Annotated in this window: 17 protein-coding genes and 1 other RNA gene; 8 read left to right on the forward strand and 10 right to left on the reverse strand. The window is 32.3% G+C overall.

Translation table 11 applies throughout. The features are described 5' to 3' along the window. Positions 1–291: 291 nt before the first annotated feature. The 3 genes from ABD715_RS01515 to rlmD are packed head-to-tail and all read right to left on the reverse strand — an operon-like array spanning position 292 to position 2,997. The gene (locus ABD715_RS01515) at positions 292–1,020 is read right to left on the reverse strand and encodes a DUF6048 family protein (protein WP_344786242.1); all 729 of its coding nucleotides are present in this window, start codon (positions 1,018–1,020) and stop codon (positions 292–294) included. Further along, positions 986–1,531 (reverse strand): DUF6452 family protein, encoded by a 546-nt coding sequence (locus tag ABD715_RS01520; RefSeq protein WP_344786244.1) that lies wholly within the window; start codon positions 1,529–1,531, stop codon positions 986–988. The genes ABD715_RS01515 and ABD715_RS01520 overlap by 35 nt, the downstream gene beginning before the upstream one ends. 50 nt (positions 1,532–1,581) lie before the next feature. Continuing rightward, positions 1,582–2,997, reverse strand: a complete 1,416-nt coding sequence (rlmD, locus tag ABD715_RS01525) for a 23S rRNA (uracil(1939)-C(5))-methyltransferase RlmD (RefSeq protein WP_344786246.1) — start codon at positions 2,995–2,997, stop codon at positions 1,582–1,584. 320 nt (positions 2,998–3,317) lie between these two features. On the opposite strand from rlmD, the gene rocD reads away from it, so the two are divergent. After that, positions 3,318–4,562: an ornithine--oxo-acid transaminase gene (rocD, locus tag ABD715_RS01530; protein WP_344786248.1), complete on the forward strand. Its 1,245-nt coding sequence runs from the start codon at positions 3,318–3,320 to the stop codon at positions 4,560–4,562. Positions 4,563–4,629: 67 nt separating this feature from the next. On the opposite strand, the gene ABD715_RS01535 is transcribed toward rocD, so the two are convergent. Both ABD715_RS01535 and ABD715_RS01540 read right to left on the reverse strand, forming a co-directional pair. After that, complete coding sequence (locus ABD715_RS01535) at positions 4,630–4,962, reverse strand: CCC motif membrane protein (protein ID WP_344786250.1); 333 nt, start codon at positions 4,960–4,962, stop codon at positions 4,630–4,632. 20 nt (positions 4,963–4,982) lie between these two features. Beyond that, the gene (locus ABD715_RS01540) at positions 4,983–5,267 is read right to left on the reverse strand and encodes a DUF2752 domain-containing protein (protein WP_344786252.1); all 285 of its coding nucleotides are present in this window, start codon (positions 5,265–5,267) and stop codon (positions 4,983–4,985) included. A 126-nt stretch (positions 5,268–5,393) separates the two neighbouring features. Here ABD715_RS01540 and ABD715_RS01545 point away from each other — a divergent pair, with 126 nt between their 5' ends. Then, entirely contained in the window at positions 5,394–5,585 is a 192-nt protein-coding gene (locus ABD715_RS01545) for a hypothetical protein (RefSeq protein ID WP_344786254.1), read from the forward strand. Between the two features lie 2 nt (positions 5,586–5,587). Next, entirely contained in the window at positions 5,588–6,148 is a 561-nt protein-coding gene (locus tag ABD715_RS01550; RefSeq protein ID WP_344786256.1) for a Smr/MutS family protein, read from the forward strand. On the opposite strand, the gene ABD715_RS01555 is transcribed toward ABD715_RS01550, so the two are convergent. Further along, complete coding sequence (locus ABD715_RS01555) at positions 6,141–7,058, reverse strand: hypothetical protein (RefSeq protein ID WP_344786257.1); 918 nt, start codon at positions 7,056–7,058, stop codon at positions 6,141–6,143. The two genes, ABD715_RS01550 and ABD715_RS01555, sit on opposite strands and share 8 nt — an antisense overlap. 111 nt (positions 7,059–7,169) lie before the next feature. Between ABD715_RS01555 and ABD715_RS01560 the strand changes: the two genes are divergently transcribed. After that, positions 7,170–8,315: a cysteine desulfurase family protein gene (locus ABD715_RS01560; RefSeq protein ID WP_344786747.1), complete on the forward strand. Its 1,146-nt coding sequence runs from the start codon at positions 7,170–7,172 to the stop codon at positions 8,313–8,315. A gap of 16 nt (positions 8,316–8,331) precedes the next feature. On the opposite strand, the gene ABD715_RS01565 is transcribed toward ABD715_RS01560, so the two are convergent. After that, positions 8,332–10,794, reverse strand: coding sequence for a TonB-dependent receptor (locus ABD715_RS01565; protein WP_344786259.1), 2,463 nt, complete (start codon positions 10,792–10,794; stop codon positions 8,332–8,334). 12 nt (positions 10,795–10,806) lie between these two features. After that, entirely contained in the window at positions 10,807–12,492 is a 1,686-nt protein-coding gene (locus tag ABD715_RS01570) for a M23 family metallopeptidase (RefSeq protein WP_344786261.1), read from the reverse strand. A gap of 197 nt (positions 12,493–12,689) precedes the next feature. On the opposite strand from ABD715_RS01570, the gene ABD715_RS01575 reads away from it, so the two are divergent. From ABD715_RS01575 to rny, 4 genes are all read left to right on the forward strand, one after another. Beyond that, entirely contained in the window at positions 12,690–12,980 is a 291-nt protein-coding gene (locus ABD715_RS01575; protein ID WP_344786263.1) for a hypothetical protein, read from the forward strand. Positions 12,981–12,995: 15 nt separating this feature from the next. Then, entirely contained in the window at positions 12,996–13,289 is a 294-nt protein-coding gene (locus ABD715_RS01580; RefSeq protein ID WP_344786265.1) for a cell division protein ZapA, read from the forward strand. A gap of 54 nt (positions 13,290–13,343) precedes the next feature. Beyond that, positions 13,344–13,472, forward strand: a non-coding RNA gene (gene ssrS / locus ABD715_RS01585) — 6S RNA. A gap of 57 nt (positions 13,473–13,529) precedes the next feature. Then, positions 13,530–15,104, forward strand: coding sequence for a ribonuclease Y (gene rny / locus ABD715_RS01590; protein WP_344786267.1), 1,575 nt, complete (start codon positions 13,530–13,532; stop codon positions 15,102–15,104). A gap of 84 nt (positions 15,105–15,188) precedes the next feature. Here the strand turns inward: rny and ABD715_RS01595 are convergent, their stop codons facing one another. Then, a complete protein-coding gene (locus ABD715_RS01595) occupies positions 15,189–16,100 on the reverse strand; it encodes a site-specific tyrosine recombinase (protein WP_344786269.1) in 912 nt (303 codons plus the stop codon). Between the two features lie 25 nt (positions 16,101–16,125). Next, entirely contained in the window at positions 16,126–16,596 is a 471-nt protein-coding gene (locus tag ABD715_RS01600; RefSeq protein ID WP_344786271.1) for a hypothetical protein, read from the reverse strand. Between the last annotated feature and the right edge of the window lie 98 nt (positions 16,597–16,694).

A 16,694-nucleotide genomic window follows, 5' to 3' on the forward strand; every position in this document is an offset into this window, starting at 1 on the left:
GATTGTAAATACCATCAATAAGTGTGTTTTTAGTTTTTAATGTTGGTTTATACCAGCTTTTGTGTGTTAGGTAAAAGGTAATTGTAAGGGAGTAACTGTTTTTTGTAGGTAAGTGCGCTAAGGATTGAAGCGGCATCCTTTTTTTATTTAATATGCTAAAAGTATGTGCTTTTAAATTGAATTTTGTTGTTAGCTGTGTTGTTTATTTTAGTCTATTGCATTTAAAAAAGATATAGCGAAAAGCCTGACCCTTGTGGTAGCGCCCAAATTATTTTAAAACGTGTGCTTGTTTTATTTTTTATATAGCGGAATTCTATAAGATATTGAATAGCCAAAGCCTGCGCCAATACCAGCGCTATCGAATGTTTTGCCGAAACCTGGTATATAAATGTTTGTAAAGTTATCTGGCTCTGTGTCTGTTACTTTACCTCTTAGTTGTACGTTAAGACCTAGGTAGAAATTGTTAAAAAGTTCTGCTTTCATACCTATAATTACTTCTAACCAAACTGCTGTTAAGCCATCAAATTCTTGGGCTTGATTAGAGGAGAATTGTGGTGCCCAATATTGATTTGTACTGTATGTGGTAAAGTTGTTTAAGGTGTGATTGAAGGAACTTAGGCCTAAGCGAAAGCCTGAGTATATCATGTTATCCATGTTTAGCCAGTTTTCGTACATGTTGTAGTCTATACCTGCTTTTATGTATGTGCCTTGTGTGGTTATGTTTAGGTAGCTGTTTTCGTCTGTTTTCTCTTCGATACCTATTTCTCCTGCTATATATAGGTTTTTTTTAAGTCTGTAGTCTGCAGTTATTTCGAACCCAGAATACTCGTCGCTAGCAAATGTTCTTGCTAGTTTAGCTATGTCTACACCAACACGTAAACCGTATTTGTCTTTAAATTTTAAAGAGTCATTAACTTTTGTAGGTTCTGGTATGCTATCGTTTTGTGCGTTTAAAGACACGTTAAAGCAAAGCATTACAATAATACTAGTGAAATAAATTAAAGTGCGTTGCTGTTTCATCTTCTACAGATTGATTGTCGTTTATAGATTCTCTTGATAATATCCAGTTGTCTCCATCGTCCTCAATGCTAATGGTTACATTGTTAAAAATGGTTTTATAGCCACAGGCTCTAGACACAAAAACAAGTTCTGTACTATAGTTTATGGTTATTAAATCTGGGTTTCCGCCAATAACATCGTCTGTTTCGTCGTCTGGTGTATCGTTATCGTCGTATGTGTACTCTTTGTAAATTATATATTGTGTGGCAGTAGAGTCTGTTTTTAATGGTAGTATAATATTATTTGTATTTACTATGGCATAACCATCTAGCACATTGTCGTTACCTACGCCTACAGCAACTAAACCAAATACATTTTTGCTGTTTTCTTGAATGGAAACATCGTAAAAATCAATAATTAATCTAGGGGTTGTAGGTGTGCTTTCTGGACAAATATCATCGCGCTCGCAACTTATGGTTGTGCAAATTGCTAAAGCAATAACTACCATGGCAATATATTTAAAGTACTTCATTTTATTTTGCATAGATTTTACAATACACATAAAGTGCTAGTGGGGTTTACTTATCGTTTTATTAAAAGCACTACATTTTCGACATGAAAAGTTTGCGGAAACATATCTACAGCTTGCGTTTTTACTACTTTGTACATGTCGTCCATAAGTTCTAAATCTCTAGCTTGTGTTGCACTATTACAGCTTACATAAACTACTTTTTCTGGAGCTATATTTAAAATTTGTTTAACAACATCTTTATGCATACCGTCTCTTGGCGGATCTGTAATTATTACATCTGGATGCCCGTGAGTAGCTATAAATGCGTCGTTAAAAACATGTTTCATGTCTCCAACAAAGAATTCAACGTTATTTATTTTATTTAATTGTGCATTTTCTTTGGCTGCTGTAATAGCATCTGGTACAGACTCTACACCAATTACTTTTTTAGCGTGTTTAGCAACAAACTGGGCAATGGTGCCTGTGCCTGTATATAAATCGTAAACTAGCTCGTTGCCAGATAATTCTGCAAAGTTTCGTGTTATTTTATACAATTCGAAAGCTTGATCTGAATTGGTTTGATAAAATGATTTGGCGTTTATTTTAAATTTTAAACCTTCCATTTCTTCAAAGATATGATCGTTTCCTTTGTAAAGAATCACGTCTTGATCGTAAATAGTATCGTTAGCTTTGCCATTAATAACATATTGTAAAGATGTTATTTCTGGAAATGTTTCTGCTAGAAAGTCTAAGATTAATTCGCGCTTGTTTTTGTCTTCTTTAAAAAACTGAATCATTACCATAATGTCGCCTGTACTAGATGTACGAATCATCATGGTACGCAATAATCCGGTTTGGTTACGTGTGTTAAAAAACTCTAAATTATGGTCTAAAGCAAATTGTTTAACAGCATTTCTTATGGCGTTAGATGGATCGGCTTGTAAGTGGCATTTTTTTACATCTAAAATTTTATCCCACATACCAGGAATGTGAAAGCCTAGAGCGTTTCTGTCTCCTAAATCTTCGTCAGACTGAACTTCTTCTAGTGTTAGCCATCGGCTATCGCTAAAAGAAAACTCCATTTTATTTCTATAAAAATACTGGTTAGCAGATCCTAAAATAGGAGTAACCTCTGGTAATTCTATATGGCCAATGCGTGTTAGGTTGTTTGTAACTTCTTTTTGTTTGTAAAAAAGTTGGTGTTCGTAGCCCATATCTTGCCATTTGCAACCACCACAGGTTCCAAAATGCTCGCAAGCGGGTTCGGTTCTTTTATCAGATAATTTATGGAAAACAGTTGCTTTTCCTTCGTAATATGCTTTTCTTTTTTTAAACGTTTGTACATCTACAACATCGCCAGGTACAGCATTTGGTAAAAAAATAACTTTACCATCTGGTGCTTTGCCAATAGTTTTTCCTTTGGCTCCAGCGTCTATAATTTCTACGTTTTCAAAAATTTGTTTTCTTGCGTTTCTTCTTCTTGACATGCTGCAAAAATAGTGAACTCATTTATACTTTTTTGATTGAAGAGAAAAAAGTTATTTTCTTTTTAATTTTTGTTTTTTGTAAGACCGAAAGGATTATTTTTTTTATAAATATAAAGAAGTGTAAATACTAAATTTTAGTTTAAAAATAAGAGCTAAAAATAAAAAAAGGAAGATGAGAATCTTTTTTTTAGAATCTCTTAATATTTACTAAATTGCAGCCTCCTAGGGATGATTTCTCTCCCACGCTGCTTTTTCGGGTTCTTCGAAAGAATAAAGGTACAGAAGGAATGGTTATTTTATTAATTTAAAAACAAATTAAAATGGCTGTTTTAAACACATTAACATCTCAGCAAGCAATTGAATTAGAAAACAAGTATGGTGCTCACAACTACCACCCTTTACCAGTAGTATTGGCAAAAGGAGAAGGCGTTTATGTATGGGACGTAGAAGGAAAAAAATATTACGATTTCCTATCTGCTTACTCTGCGGTAAACCAAGGGCATTGTCATCCAAAAATTGTTAATGCTATGGTGCAACAAGCACAAACATTAACACTAACATCTAGAGCATTTTATAATGATATGCTTGGCAAATATGAGAAGTTTGCATGCGAATTTTTTGGTTTTGATAAGCTTTTACCAATGAATACTGGAGCTGAAGCTGTAGAAACTGCATTAAAGCTTTCAAGAAAATGGGCTTACGAAGTAAAAGGTATTGAAGAAAATAAAGCCGAAATTATAGTTTGCGAAAATAATTTTCATGGACGTACAACTACAATTATTTCGTTTTCTAACGATCCTGTTGCTCGTAAAAACTTTGGTCCTTATGCTAATGGTTTTATAAAAATTGAATACGATAATTTAGAAGCTTTAGAGCATGCTTTAAAAAACAATCCTAATGTGGCTGCTTTTTTAGTAGAGCCAATACAAGGTGAAGCGGGAGTATATGTTCCAGGAGAAAACTACTTAGCAAAAGCAAAAGCATTATGCGAAGCGTATAATGTATTGTTTATTGCAGACGAAGTGCAAACAGGTATAGCTAGAACAGGGCAACTATTAGCTGTAGATCACGAGAATGTAAAACCAGATGTTTTAATTCTTGGTAAAGCCATAAGTGGAGGAGTTTACCCTGTTAGTGCTGTTTTAGCTAATAATACAGTTATGGATGTTATTAAGCCAGGAAACCATGGTAGTACTTTTGGAGGTAACCCAGTAGCTGCAGCTGTAGCTATGGCAGCTTTAGAGGTAGTAAGAGATGAAGAACTGTCTAAAAACGCAGAAACTTTAGGGCGATTATTTAGAAGTGAATTAGCTAAATTTATAGAAACAAGTAATATTGCAACGTTGGTAAGAGGTAAAGGTTTGCTAAATGCTGTAGTAATTAATGATACAGAAGATAGCGATACAGCTTGGAATATTTGTATGGCACTTCGAGACAATGGATTGTTAGCAAAACCAACACATGGTAATATTATACGTTTTGCTCCACCTTTAGTAATGACAGAAGCAGAATTGCTTGATTGTGTTAGTATAATTACTAAAACGCTAAAACAATTCGAAAAATAAAATAGAATAAAAAGCAAGTAAAAAAGCGACCATTGGTCGCTTTTTTTATTTATATAAATTAGTGAGATTATTGCCCCATTAATTCTTTTATTTTTTCTTGCATTAATTCTGGATCTTGCATACCGTCTAGTCCAAAGTAAGCAATAATACCTATGTAATATACTAAAGATAAAACACTAAGCACAATACCAACAATAGCTAATATTTTTCCCGTTTTTACATTTTGAAATCCAGTATATGCTTCAGGATTTTCAGAGTAAATTTGAGTCGCTTTTTTAGCTAATACAATGGCTACTATACCAAGTATTAAACCAACAATACCGTAACAACAGCATGTTACAATAGATAAGATTCCAAAAACGAGTATAAGCGTTGCATTAGGTAATTTTTGTTGTTCCATTTTAAGTAAATTAGTTGTGGTTATAAAAATGTTTTAATGATAAAGCTAGTTACTATTATAACAGCGTTTAATACAGCCAAAATAAGAATTATTTTACTAGCATACTTAAAATTTTTAAAAGTATTAAAAGCTATAATTCCAAAAAGAAGAATAAGGGTGTAAATGGCAGGATACATATTAAAGGCATCTGTAAACTCCCCTTTAGCAACTAAAAGAGCAGAACGTTGTAAACCACAGCCCATACAATCTAAGCCAAAAAGCTTTTTGTTTAAACAAGGTAACATGTATTCTTCTGCTTTTTGCATAATTTGGTATTAGTTAGCTAAAGTAATAAAAGTGATGTAGAATTTTATTAAGATTAAATGAATTTTAATTACTATTGTTAAATGTATATCATAATTTATATATGCTAATTTGTTTAAATTTGCAGCATGAAATATATTAACTACATTTTAATTTTACTAGGAGCTTTTATAGCTATGTATGCTAAAGCAGGCGCAGACCAAAATCAAGCGTTGTTGGTTGTAGGTATAGTTATGTTAATGCTTGGTATTTATAGAGTTTCTAAAACTATACCTAGTAAAAACGATGAGACTAATAATAACGAGCCTCAAAACAAATAACTATGGCTTTTAAAGTAGGGGATAGTGTAATGGTTTTAGATGAGAACCTTGCGGGTATAGTTAAAAATATAGCAGGAAACGAGATTTCTATAGAAACAGAAGATGGTTTTTTGTTAGAATTTAATAGTGTAGAACTCGTTTTGGTTTCTGATGATAGAAAAATGGAAACGGGGTTGTTTAATAAATCTAATATTAATAAAATATTATCTGAAAAAGAGCAACCTAAAAGAAAAAATGTAAATAAGGTAAGAGCTAAAGATAGGTACGAACCAACGATGGAGGTCGATTTACATATTCATCAATTAGTAAAATCTTATAAAGGTATGTCTAATCACGACATGTTAACGCTTCAATTAGATACAGCTAGGCATAAGTTAGACTGGGCTATTAAAAAGCGTATTCAAAAATTAGTATTTATTCACGGTGTTGGTGAAGGTGTACTAAAAATGGAATTAGATTATCTTTTTGGACGTTATAATAATATTAAATTCTACGACGCCAATTACCAAAAATATGGTTTAGGCGCCACAGAAATTTATATATACCAAAATACTTCTATTTAAAAACAGGTGTTCCTGTTCTTGTATCTGTTAAGCTAGACCCTGTTAAAAAACCAAAATCCAATTCGTCTTGCGATAAAATGTCAAAGCTAAATTCTAAAATTGTAGCTTGTACTTGGTAGGTTTGTTGTATAGTGTGTGTTCTGTAAGCTGTCGCTTTAGGTGCGGTATCATCAGCAACAGCTTTATTTAAATAATCGGCACCTACATCGCTGTTTGTTATATCGTTTCCGGGGTTTTGGTCTTGGCTATCTGTTTCTTCGTCTCTAGTATCAATACCATCATCATCATCATCTTTGTCTAAATAATCAGGAGTACCATCTTCGTCTGTATCTTGTGCATCAGATAAGTCTCCATCGCCATTAGGGTCTGGGTTTTCGTCTTTAGTTAATACATTGTCGCCATCATCATCTACATCTAAATAATCAGGTATACCATCTTCGTCTGTATCTTGTGCGTCAGAGAAATCGTCATCACCGTTTGGGTCTTGATTTTCTAATGCTGCAGGAATCCCATCATTATCATCTTCGGTTAAAACCGTTTCAAATAAAACATCGCAAGAACTACTATAGTCTTGTTTTATAGATACCTGAGATGATGGGCCTAAATTGCAAAACAAATCACTTCCGTTAATGCTTTCGTCGTTATAAGTTCTATAAATAAAAGTTCCAGATTTGGTTACGGTAAACGTATTTGTTTCGTCTACAGCAAAAACGCTTTCTATAGAATAGTTATCGATAAGTATTGATAACGACTCAGAAGGATCACCTTTTGTTTTATATATTACTAAGTCTGTTTCTTGGCAAGAATTAAAAGTATCTTCAAAATCTAATTCAACATCAATAATATCTCCATCATCACAAGAGTATAGTGTTAAACTTAGCGCTGTTAATATAAAAAATAGGTTTCGCATTTTCAATTTGATTTTAGGCAAAAATAATAGAATTGTTATTTATAACGCAGGTTAATGATAATAATTTTATTTCAAGTATTTTTGATGCCTAAAACAGGTATTAATATTGTTATGAAACAGGTTTATTTTGATAATGCAGCAACTACCCAAATACGTAACGAGGTTGTAGATGCTATGGCAGAGGTTATGAAGAGTAACTATGGCAACGCATCGTCTTCTCATAGTTTTGGCAGATCGGCTAAGGCTATTATAGAAAAATCTAGAAAAATAATCGCTCATTATTTTAATGCATCTGCAGGAGAAATTGTTTTTACTTCTGGCGGAACAGAGGCAGATAATCTGGTTTTAAGAAGTGCAGTTAGGGATTTAGGAGTTAAACATATTATTACAACTAAAATAGAGCATCATGGTGTTTTGCATACTGTTGAAGCTATTGTAAAAGACTATAATATTACAGTTAGTTATTTAAATATTGATAAAAATGGCGAGATAGATTATAAGCAATTAAAAACTCTTTTAGAAACTAATACCAATGTTTTAGTTAGTTTAATGCATGTAAATAATGAAATTGGTAATGTTTTAGATTTAAAACGTGTGGCAGATTTGTGTAAAGCAAATAAAGCTCTTTTTCATAGTGATGCAGTTCAGTCTGTTGGGCATTATAAATTAGATTTACAAGATATTCAAATTGATTACTTAGCAGCATCTGCACATAAATTTCATGGACCTAAAGGTGTTGGCTTTGCATTTATTAGAAAAAATTCGGGATTAAGAGCTTCTATATTAGGAGGAGAACAGGAGCGAGGTTTACGTGCAGGAACCGAAAGCGTGCATAATATTGTAGGTTTAGAAAAAGCATTAAATATAGCATATGCTAATTTTGATGAGGAAGTAAAATATATAAAGACTATTAAAGCGTATTTTATAAATAAAATATCGCAAGATATTCCAGGTGTTGTTTTTAATGGAAATTCAGGAGATTTAGCAAAAAGCACCTATACTTTGGTAAATGTGTGTTTACCAGTAGCTCCAAATAAATCTGGAATGTTGTTGTTTCAGTTAGATTTAAAAGGGATTGCTTGTTCTAGAGGTAGTGCTTGCCAAAGCGGAAGCCCTAAAAAATCGCATGTATTAACAGAAATATTAGATGCAGCAGCGTTAGAAAAACCATCTATTCGCTTTTCTTTTAGTATTTATAGCACTAAAGAAGAGGTCGATTATGTGGTAGATGTTTTAAAAGAGTTTATTACAAAATAATAGTTTGCTAAGAGCTTTAAAACTTCATTGTTGTTCTAATATTAAAAACTCTTGGTGTTAAGTAATTTGGAATGGCGTATTGGCGTTTGCTATACACATCGCGTACCCAAGTATTTGTTATTGAGTTCTGAACATCGAACATATTAAAAATTTCGAATCCGAAGGCAAGCTCTTTAAAGGCTTTTTTCCATCCGCTTGTAAATTGTTTTTTATCGTCTACAATTACAAATTGAAAACCAACATCGGCACGTTTGTAAGCAGGAAGTCTGTTTTGATATTCGTACGGATCTGCATAGCTAGGCGATCCGCCAGGTAATCCCGTGTTGTATACCAAGTTTAAATACATTTTCATGTTAGGTAAATTTGGCACATAGTCTTGAAACAAGGCAGCAAATTTTAAACGTTGGTCTGTAGGTCGGGCAATGTAACCTTTATTATCTATGTTTTCTTCGGTTTTTAAATAGCCAAAACTAAACCAAGACTCGGTTCCTGGAACAAATTCACCATTTAAGCGCATATCTAGTCCGTAAGCATAAGCTTTAGCATTATTATCTGCTCTATATCGTATTCTAACATTCTCTAAAGTATAGGGATTAACATCTGTTAGATTTTTATAATAAGCTTCGGTGGTTAATTTAAATGGTCTGTTCCACATTTTAAAACTATAATCGTTTCCTAAAACAAGATGAAACGACTTTTGAGCCTTAACATTGGGCAATATAACGCCATTTGCATTTCTAAGCTCTCTATAAAATGGTGGTTGGTAATATAAACCTGTTGCTATTCTAAAAAGCATGTCTTTCTCCCACGAGGGTTTTATGGCAAATTGTGCTCGCGGACTAAAAACGGTTTGGCTAGAAGAGGAAACACCATCTCCATTAACGGTCCAGTTTTGCATGCGTAATCCGGCGTTGTACCAAACATCACTTAGTCCTATGGTACTTCTTTTGCTCCATTGGGCATATGCCTGCAGTCTGTCTATTTGTGTGTTGTTTGTTGCTCTTACATTGCTAAACGGTTGCAAATTGCCTTTGTATGCAGTATAAGGTTGCTCGTTAATTGGTTCTGTTTTGGGAGGTCTTATAGAAAAACCTGCCGAGTCTATAACTTCCCATTCTATTAATCGATCTCTAATATCTTCGTGGGTGTATTTTACAGACCACTCAATTCTATTATCATTAATTTTATAGTCTCCTTTATGTTCTATGTTTGTAATTAGTGCATCTAAATCGTTTCTACCATGGTTTAGTTGACTCCCTATACCTTCACTAAACTCGACTTCTCCTAAATCTTCGCTACCAATATTAGTGTTTACTTCTCCTAAGCGGTATTGTGCTAAAATATCAAAATGTTCTTCTTCTGTAGTGTGGTAGGTAGATGCTATAAGGTTTAATGTTAAATTATCGTTTGCGAAATATGTACCCTTAAACGCTCCAAATAATGTTTGATATTGGTCTTTTTCTTCACCTTCGTAAAAAACAAGCAAAGCAACAGGATCTGCTAAGGTTCCAAAATTGGTTTGTCTTGTTTGTGGTTCATAATTGTATTTATTTAACGAAGCATTACCTAAAAAGCTTAAATGGAATTTATCTGTAAACTTATAAGTTAAAAATGCTTGCGCATCTGCAAAAGCAGCATCGTAATTGGTTTCGGTTTCTTTAGCATTAACAAATAAACCGTTGTCTCTATAGCGTACACCAATAATGGTAGATAGTTTAGAGTCTTTACTTAGGTTTTCTACAGAAAAACTTCCTCCAAGTAAACTTAAATCGGCATTAACTTCAAATTGGTATGGCGTTTTATAAGTTATGTCTAAAACAGACGATAGTTTGTCTCCATATTTAGCTTGAAATCCGCCAGCAGAAAAATCTACATTTTGTACCAAATCTGTATTAACAAAACTCAAGCCTTCTTGTTGTCCAGATCGAATTAAAAACGGACGGTAAACTTCAATACCATTTACATACACCAAGTTTTCGTCGTAATTACCACCACGCACGTTATACTGTGTACTTAACTCGTTATTATTACTAACACCGGGTAAAGTTAAAAGTAAGTTTTCTACTCCAGCATTGGCTCCAGGAATTTTTCTTATAGTTTCTGGTTTTAAGGTTAAAATACCTTCAACCTCTTTTCTTCTTTTTCCATTTATAATAACAGCGCTTATTTGCTCTCGCGATTCGCTCATTACAGGATTAAATTCAAACTCTTCTCCTTTTTCTAAATTAAAAAGACTTTCTATTTTTTTATATGATATATGAGAAAATTCTATATTAATATCTTGTCCAGATTTAATTTTAAGAATATAAAAACCGTTTTTATTTGTTTCTGTTCCTGTTGTTCCTGCTTTTACACTAACATTAGAGACAGGGGTGTTGTTCTCGTTTAATATAACACCTTTTATAGTTGCTGTTTGCGAATAACTAAATAACGTAAATGTTATTAGAAGCAGTGTGGTAAATAGTTTTTGTGTATTCAAAAGACTAACGGTTTATTTTCTGTAAAAAAGAGTTTCAAAAGTAGAACTATTTCCAACATTATCGGTTACAATTACTTTTAAATTGTTTTTAGTTTCGTTTATACGGTTATCGTTAAAATCGTGAGTAAGCGTTCTTGTTTTATAATCGTACTCCATTAAAATCCATTTACCATTAACGGTTGCTCTGTAATTAGAAATACCAGAACCTGTATCGTTTATTTTAATTTTTAAATAACGATACTTACTAAGCCATTGTCCGTTTTTAAAATTAATAGGGGTAATGGTAGGGTTGGATGTGTCCGTAACCAAAGTATGTGTTCCTAATATTTTTGTTGTCGCTGTTAAAATGTCTCCTTTTCTTTTAGTCGATATGTAGTAAGGATATTTTTTATAGCCAACCAGCCTAGCGATGTATAATTTATTTTTGTCTTCCTTATTGTACTTGCTAATATTAAAATGAATATTAAAGCTCTTTTTTAAAGGTATTATATCTTTATGAAGCGTTAGTGTGTCGTTTTTTACTTTAAAATCTAAATAAAAATCTTCGTAAAAAGTATCTTGATACAAGTCTATCGAAACATTGCCTTCTTTTAAATTGGTAGTTTGGTTAGCATATATATAATGCGGAGTTATTGTTTTTTTTGCGGGTTTTACAACTTTACTTTTACTCCCTTTTATAGGTACGGTAATCCAAACATCATTATTTTTAAAATCGTTTACTCGAATTTTGTATACAGAATAGGTGCTATCTTCAATATTTAAATAACCATCGTTTACAACAGAGTTGTATAAACTAAGTGGATTATGATCTTTAAATAATTTCTGAATGCGTTCTTTTTTTGTTTTATAATGCTCGTAATCTATAAGTTTATTAATATGTTTTGTTTCGTCAAAAGAAAAACGTTTAAAATCTATTTCAAAATTTTTACTGCCATTTAAAAAGGTTTGTATTTGTGAAACTCCATTTTTATTAGCTGCTAAATCTTGACGATCTGTAGACGAAATACCAAAGCCAATTTTTCCAAATGCCTCAATATGCTCTATAGTATAATCGCCATTTTTTAACGGGATTAATCTAAGTTTTTGTTTTTTGTTAGAATGGTTTATAGATGCGTTTTCGCCAATAGGGTAGGCGTAAATTGAAGTAATTATTGGTGTAGTCGTGTCTTTTATATCTATACCAAAATACATAGGATTTATTGGGCGTTCTGCATTATCACGAATTTCGAAATGCAAATGCGGGCCACCAGACCCACCTGTATTACCACTGTAAGCAACCAGAGCCCCTTTATTTACAAGTAACTCATCAGTTTTAGGAAACATTTCTACTTCAAACGATTCTTTTTCGTATTGTTTCTTTTTTACATAAGCTTCTATACTAGGCGAAAACCTACTTAAATGTGCGTAAACCGAAGTATATCCGTTTGGGTGTGTAATGTAAAGTGCTTTGCCATAACCGTAATGCGAAACTTTAATTCTGCTAACATAACCTTGGGCGGTGGCTTTAACTTTTAAACCTATGCGCTGTTGTGTTTTTATGTCTATACCAGAATGAAAATGATTAGAACGTAACTCGGCAAAAGTACCCGAAAGTACCAAAGGAATTTCTAAAGGGTTTTCAAAATAATTTTGAGGATATGTATTTTGAGCTCCAGATAACGTTGATATAAGTAGGATGATAGAAAGGATTAATCGCATAAATTTTAAGGGTAATACCAATTTTATAGTATATAGGCTAAAATATTAATTTGATATGAATAAGCAAAGAATAAAATAAAAATCAAGCCATTAGGTTGATAATGAGACTAAAAAAAGGTTTGTAAATTTTATGAAAAAACAATTGTAAATTATGTCTAGGTATGTTAACTTTGTAAGATATGCATTGAAATTTGTAAATGAGTCATATTGAAGATATTGTAGATTCTCTCGAAAATAAAATTAGCAAAGTATTACACAAACTTGAGCTTTTAAAGCGTGCTAATTTAAAGTTGAATGAAGAATTAGAGCAAACAAAACAAGAACTTCAATCTAAAGAGTTGGAAATATCAACTTGGTCTGATAAATATGAAGCATTAAAAATGGCAAACTCGATGCTTGGTAGTGACGATAATAAAAGAGAAACTAAGCTTAAAATAAACGCATTAATAAGAGATATTGATCATTGTATTGCTCAATTATCAGAATAATGTAACATAAATTCAATGTCAGAAAAGCTTAAAATAAAGCTGTCTATAGCTAATCGCGTATATCCTTTAACCATTGATTCAAGTCAAGAAGAGGGGTTACGTAAAGCAGCTAAGAATATTGAAGTAATGATTAAACAATTTGAGCAAAGTTATTCTGTTAGAGATAAACAAGATGTATTGGCCATGTGTGCTTTACAATTTGCCTCTCAAGTAGAACAGAAAACAATAGATAAAGAGAATGTAAACCAGAAAGTAGAAGATAAACTAACTACTTTAAACGATTTACTTCAATCTTATATAGTTTCTTAACGTTCTTTAAATAAACTAAAAGTTACTGCCTACATTGGTTATTTTTTTTGATAAACTCAACGTTAATTCTTTAAAAAGGGTGAGTTTAAGTTGTAAAAGCATGCTGTTAGTGCCAAATTTATTTGGTATCTCGAACAGACCCTTGATCAGCTTGTTAGCCCTAAACTTGTTTTTAAGGAGTTTATACAAAACTTTATGCCTATGTAGGCTTTTTTTATATATACAAATTAACAAACAACAATGGACAACCCAATTATATTAATTGTAGTAGGAGCGCTAGTAGGACTAGCGATAGGATTTATAATAGCAAAAACACTCGAAAAAAACAATGCATCTAAATTAGTAAAGGATGCAAAAAAAGCAGCAGCTTCCGTTTTAAAAGAAGCTAATATAGAAGGAGAGTCTATTAAGAAAGATAAGATGCTTCAAGCAAAAGAACGTTTTATAGAATTAAAATCTGAACATGAAAAAGTTATTTTAGCTCGCGATAAAAAAATGGCTGAAGCTGAAAAACGTACTAGAGATAAAGAATCGCAAGTATCAAGCGAATTAGCAAAAAATAAAAAGCTAAATATAGAAATTGATAGTAAAATTAAAGACTATAATTACAGACTTGAAATTTTAGATAAAAAAGAAGTAGAATTAGCTAGGCTACACAAAAGCCAAGTACAACAACTAGAAGTTATATCTAGCTTATCTGCAGAAGATGCTAAAGAGCAATTAGTAGAATCTTTAAAAGGAGAAGCTAAAAATGATGCCATGGCATTTGTGCAAAGTGCTGTTGAAGAAGCTAAACTTACCGCGCAACAAGAAGCTAAGAAAATTATAATAAACACAATTCAGCGTATTGGAACAGAGGAAGCTGTAGACAATTGTGTGTCTGTGTTTAATATTGAATCAGATGATGTAAAAGGTCGTATTATTGGACGAGAAGGTCGTAATATTCGAGCTATAGAAGCTGCTACAGGTGTAGAAATTATTGTTGATGATACACCAGAAGCTATTATACTTTCTTGTTTTGATTCTGTTCGAAGAGAAATAGCACGTTTATCGTTACATAAATTAGTTACCGATGGTAGAATTCACCCAGCAAGAATTGAAGAGGTTGTTAAAAAGACACAAAAACAGATAGAACAAGAAATTATTGAAGTTGGTAAGCGTACGGTTATCGATTTAGGTATTCATAATTTGCATCCAGAACTTATTAAAATGGTTGGTAGAATGAAGTACCGTTCGTCTTACGGGCAAAATTTATTACAACACTCTAGAGAAGTTGCTAAACTTTGTGGAGTAATGGCTGCAGAGTTAGGGCTAAATCCAAAATTAGCTAAACGAGCAGGGCTTTTACACGATATAGGAAAAGTGCCAGATGCAGAAGCAGATATGGAAACGCCTCACGCTATTTTAGGTATGCAATGGGCAGAGAAATTTGGAGAGAAAAACGAAGTATGTAATGCTATTGGAGCGCATCACGATGAAATAGAAATGAAATCGTTAATATCTCCAATTATTCAAGTTTGTGATGCTATTTCAGGCGCACGTCCAGGCGCACGTCGTCAAGTTTTAGATAGTTATATTCAACGTTTAAAAGATTTAGAAGATATTGCTTTTGGTTTTCAAGGTGTTAAAAAAGCCTATGCTATTCAAGCAGGTAGAGAGTTAAGGGTTATTGTTGAGAGTGAAAAAGTAGACGACCAAAAGGCTGCAGATTTATCGTTTAATATCTCTCAAAAAGTACAAACGGATATGACATATCCTGGTCAGGTAAAAGTAACGGTAATTAGAGAAACTAGAGCAGTTAATATAGCTAAATAATTCTGATAGAACAGGACTCTTAATAAAAATAAAAAAGCCAGTTTATGTTATTAAACTGGATTTTTTATTTTTATTAACTAACAGCTATTTCCTTGGATGAAACTCCTCGATAACTTTGGTTAAATGACTTTTATCTAAATGGACATAAATTTCTGTAGTAGTAATGCTTTCGTGCCCAAGCATAAGTTGTATAGAGCGCAAATCGGCATCGTTTTCTAAAAGGTGTGTAGCAAAAGAATGTCTAAAGGTGTGTGGCGATATTTTTTTTTCTAAACCTATGGCTTTTGCAAGTTGTTTTATAATAGTAAAAATCATGGCTCGTGTTAATTGTCTGCCATTATGATTCAAAAAAAGAGTGTCTTCAAACCCTGGCTTTATGTTAATAAAAGGTCTTATTTCGTCTTTATATATGTTAATATATTTTTGAGTAGAATCTACAATGGGAACAAAACGTTGCTTGCTGCCTTTACCTGTTACTTTAATAAAGCCTTCATCAAAAAATAAATCAGAAAGTTTTAAGTTTATAAGCTCGCTTACCCTTAAACCGCAACCGTATAAAGTCTCTAAGATAGACCTATTGCGTTCGCCTATTTTTACATTATTATACTCTTTATTTAAATCTATAGCACTTATAAGTTTATCTATTTCTTCTGTAGATAGTGTGTCTGGAAGTTTACGCCCAATTTTAGGCGATTCTATAAGCTCTAAAGGATTATCGGTTCTATAATCTTCAAACATGATGTAGTTAAAAAAACTTCGGAGCCCAGAAATTATACGCGATTGCGTTCTTGTATTTACGTTTTTTGCAGTTTCGTAAATAAAACTTTTAATGTCTTCGCTAGAAATATTAATAGGCGATGTATTAATATTATGATCTTCTAAATAAAGTATGAGCTTTTTTATGTCTAAAACATAGCTATCTATAGAGTTTTGAGATAAACCACGTTCAATTTTTAAATAGAGTTGGTAGTCTTTAAGTGCATGTTGCCATTTCATAATAGTATTAAACGTTTTAATGAGGTTACATGTCTTCTAAAATTAAATTATAATCGTATTGTAAGTCTTCATGTAATGTTGCAACACTTTTTTTTATTAAAAGTATTTGGCGCGCATACATGTTTTGTAATTGAGTGCTTCTTTTTATGCTGGGTTTAAAATCTTTTTGCTTTTGGCAGAAGTATAGAAGCAGTTCTACTTCGGTTTCTTTCTTTTTAGAATATCGAATGTACTTTTTAGTGTGTGTTAATATTTTGCGCATACTTTTTCTAATGTAAAATATGCTTTTGGTATTAATTAAATCGAACTGCTCATCAATATGCTGTTTAACACTTTTTATATAACCAGATTCGTTTTGTGCTTCGAATAATAGATAGGTAAGTAATTCTTTATTCTCTTTTTTAAACCTGCTTAAGCGCAAGCACAAATTTTGTAGCTCTTCATTAGATAAATGATTTAATTCTTGTTTTATTTCTTTTAAAGGATATGCTTTCATATAAAGGGCTTAAACAAACTTTTATATTCTGTTTTAAATATAAATAAAAAACCTTTCAAAAAACTAATTTCGAAAGGTTATGATGCTTATTGTATTAT

Origin of the sequence: Postechiella marina (genome assembly GCF_039538365.1) — a bacterium.
Taxonomy (GTDB): Bacteria; Bacteroidota; Bacteroidia; order Flavobacteriales; family Flavobacteriaceae; genus Postechiella; species Postechiella marina.

Excerpts from the sequence above, each read along its gene's own strand:
- ABD715_RS01550 (WP_344786256.1), top strand. The coding sequence starts at position 5,588 with ATGGCTTTTAAAGTAGGGGATAGTGTAATGGTTTTAGATGAGAACCTT.
- rocD (WP_344786248.1), top strand. The coding sequence starts at position 3,318 with ATGGCTGTTTTAAACACATTAACATCTCAGCAAGCAATTGAATTAGAA.
- rlmD (WP_344786246.1), bottom strand. The coding sequence starts at position 2,997 with ATGTCAAGAAGAAGAAACGCAAGAAAACAAATTTTTGAAAACGTAGAA.
- ABD715_RS01515 (WP_344786242.1), bottom strand. The coding sequence starts at position 1,020 with ATGAAACAGCAACGCACTTTAATTTATTTCACTAGTATTATTGTAATG.
- ABD715_RS01545 (WP_344786254.1), top strand. The coding sequence starts at position 5,394 with ATGAAATATATTAACTACATTTTAATTTTACTAGGAGCTTTTATAGCT.
- ABD715_RS01555 (WP_344786257.1), bottom strand. The coding sequence starts at position 7,058 with ATGCGAAACCTATTTTTTATATTAACAGCGCTAAGTTTAACACTATAC.
- rny (WP_344786267.1), top strand. The coding sequence starts at position 13,530 with ATGGACAACCCAATTATATTAATTGTAGTAGGAGCGCTAGTAGGACTA.
- ABD715_RS01580 (WP_344786265.1), top strand. The coding sequence starts at position 12,996 with ATGTCAGAAAAGCTTAAAATAAAGCTGTCTATAGCTAATCGCGTATAT.
- ABD715_RS01570 (WP_344786261.1), bottom strand. The coding sequence starts at position 12,492 with ATGCGATTAATCCTTTCTATCATCCTACTTATATCAACGTTATCTGGA.
- ABD715_RS01540 (WP_344786252.1), bottom strand. The coding sequence starts at position 5,267 with ATGCAAAAAGCAGAAGAATACATGTTACCTTGTTTAAACAAAAAGCTT.
- ABD715_RS01535 (WP_344786250.1), bottom strand. The coding sequence starts at position 4,962 with ATGGAACAACAAAAATTACCTAATGCAACGCTTATACTCGTTTTTGGA.
- ABD715_RS01520 (WP_344786244.1), bottom strand. The coding sequence starts at position 1,531 with ATGAAGTACTTTAAATATATTGCCATGGTAGTTATTGCTTTAGCAATT.
- ABD715_RS01600 (WP_344786271.1), bottom strand. The coding sequence starts at position 16,596 with ATGAAAGCATATCCTTTAAAAGAAATAAAACAAGAATTAAATCATTTA.
- ABD715_RS01575 (WP_344786263.1), top strand. The coding sequence starts at position 12,690 with ATGAGTCATATTGAAGATATTGTAGATTCTCTCGAAAATAAAATTAGC.
- ABD715_RS01595 (WP_344786269.1), bottom strand. The coding sequence starts at position 16,100 with ATGAAATGGCAACATGCACTTAAAGACTACCAACTCTATTTAAAAATT.
- ABD715_RS01560 (WP_344786747.1), top strand. The coding sequence starts at position 7,170 with ATGAAACAGGTTTATTTTGATAATGCAGCAACTACCCAAATACGTAAC.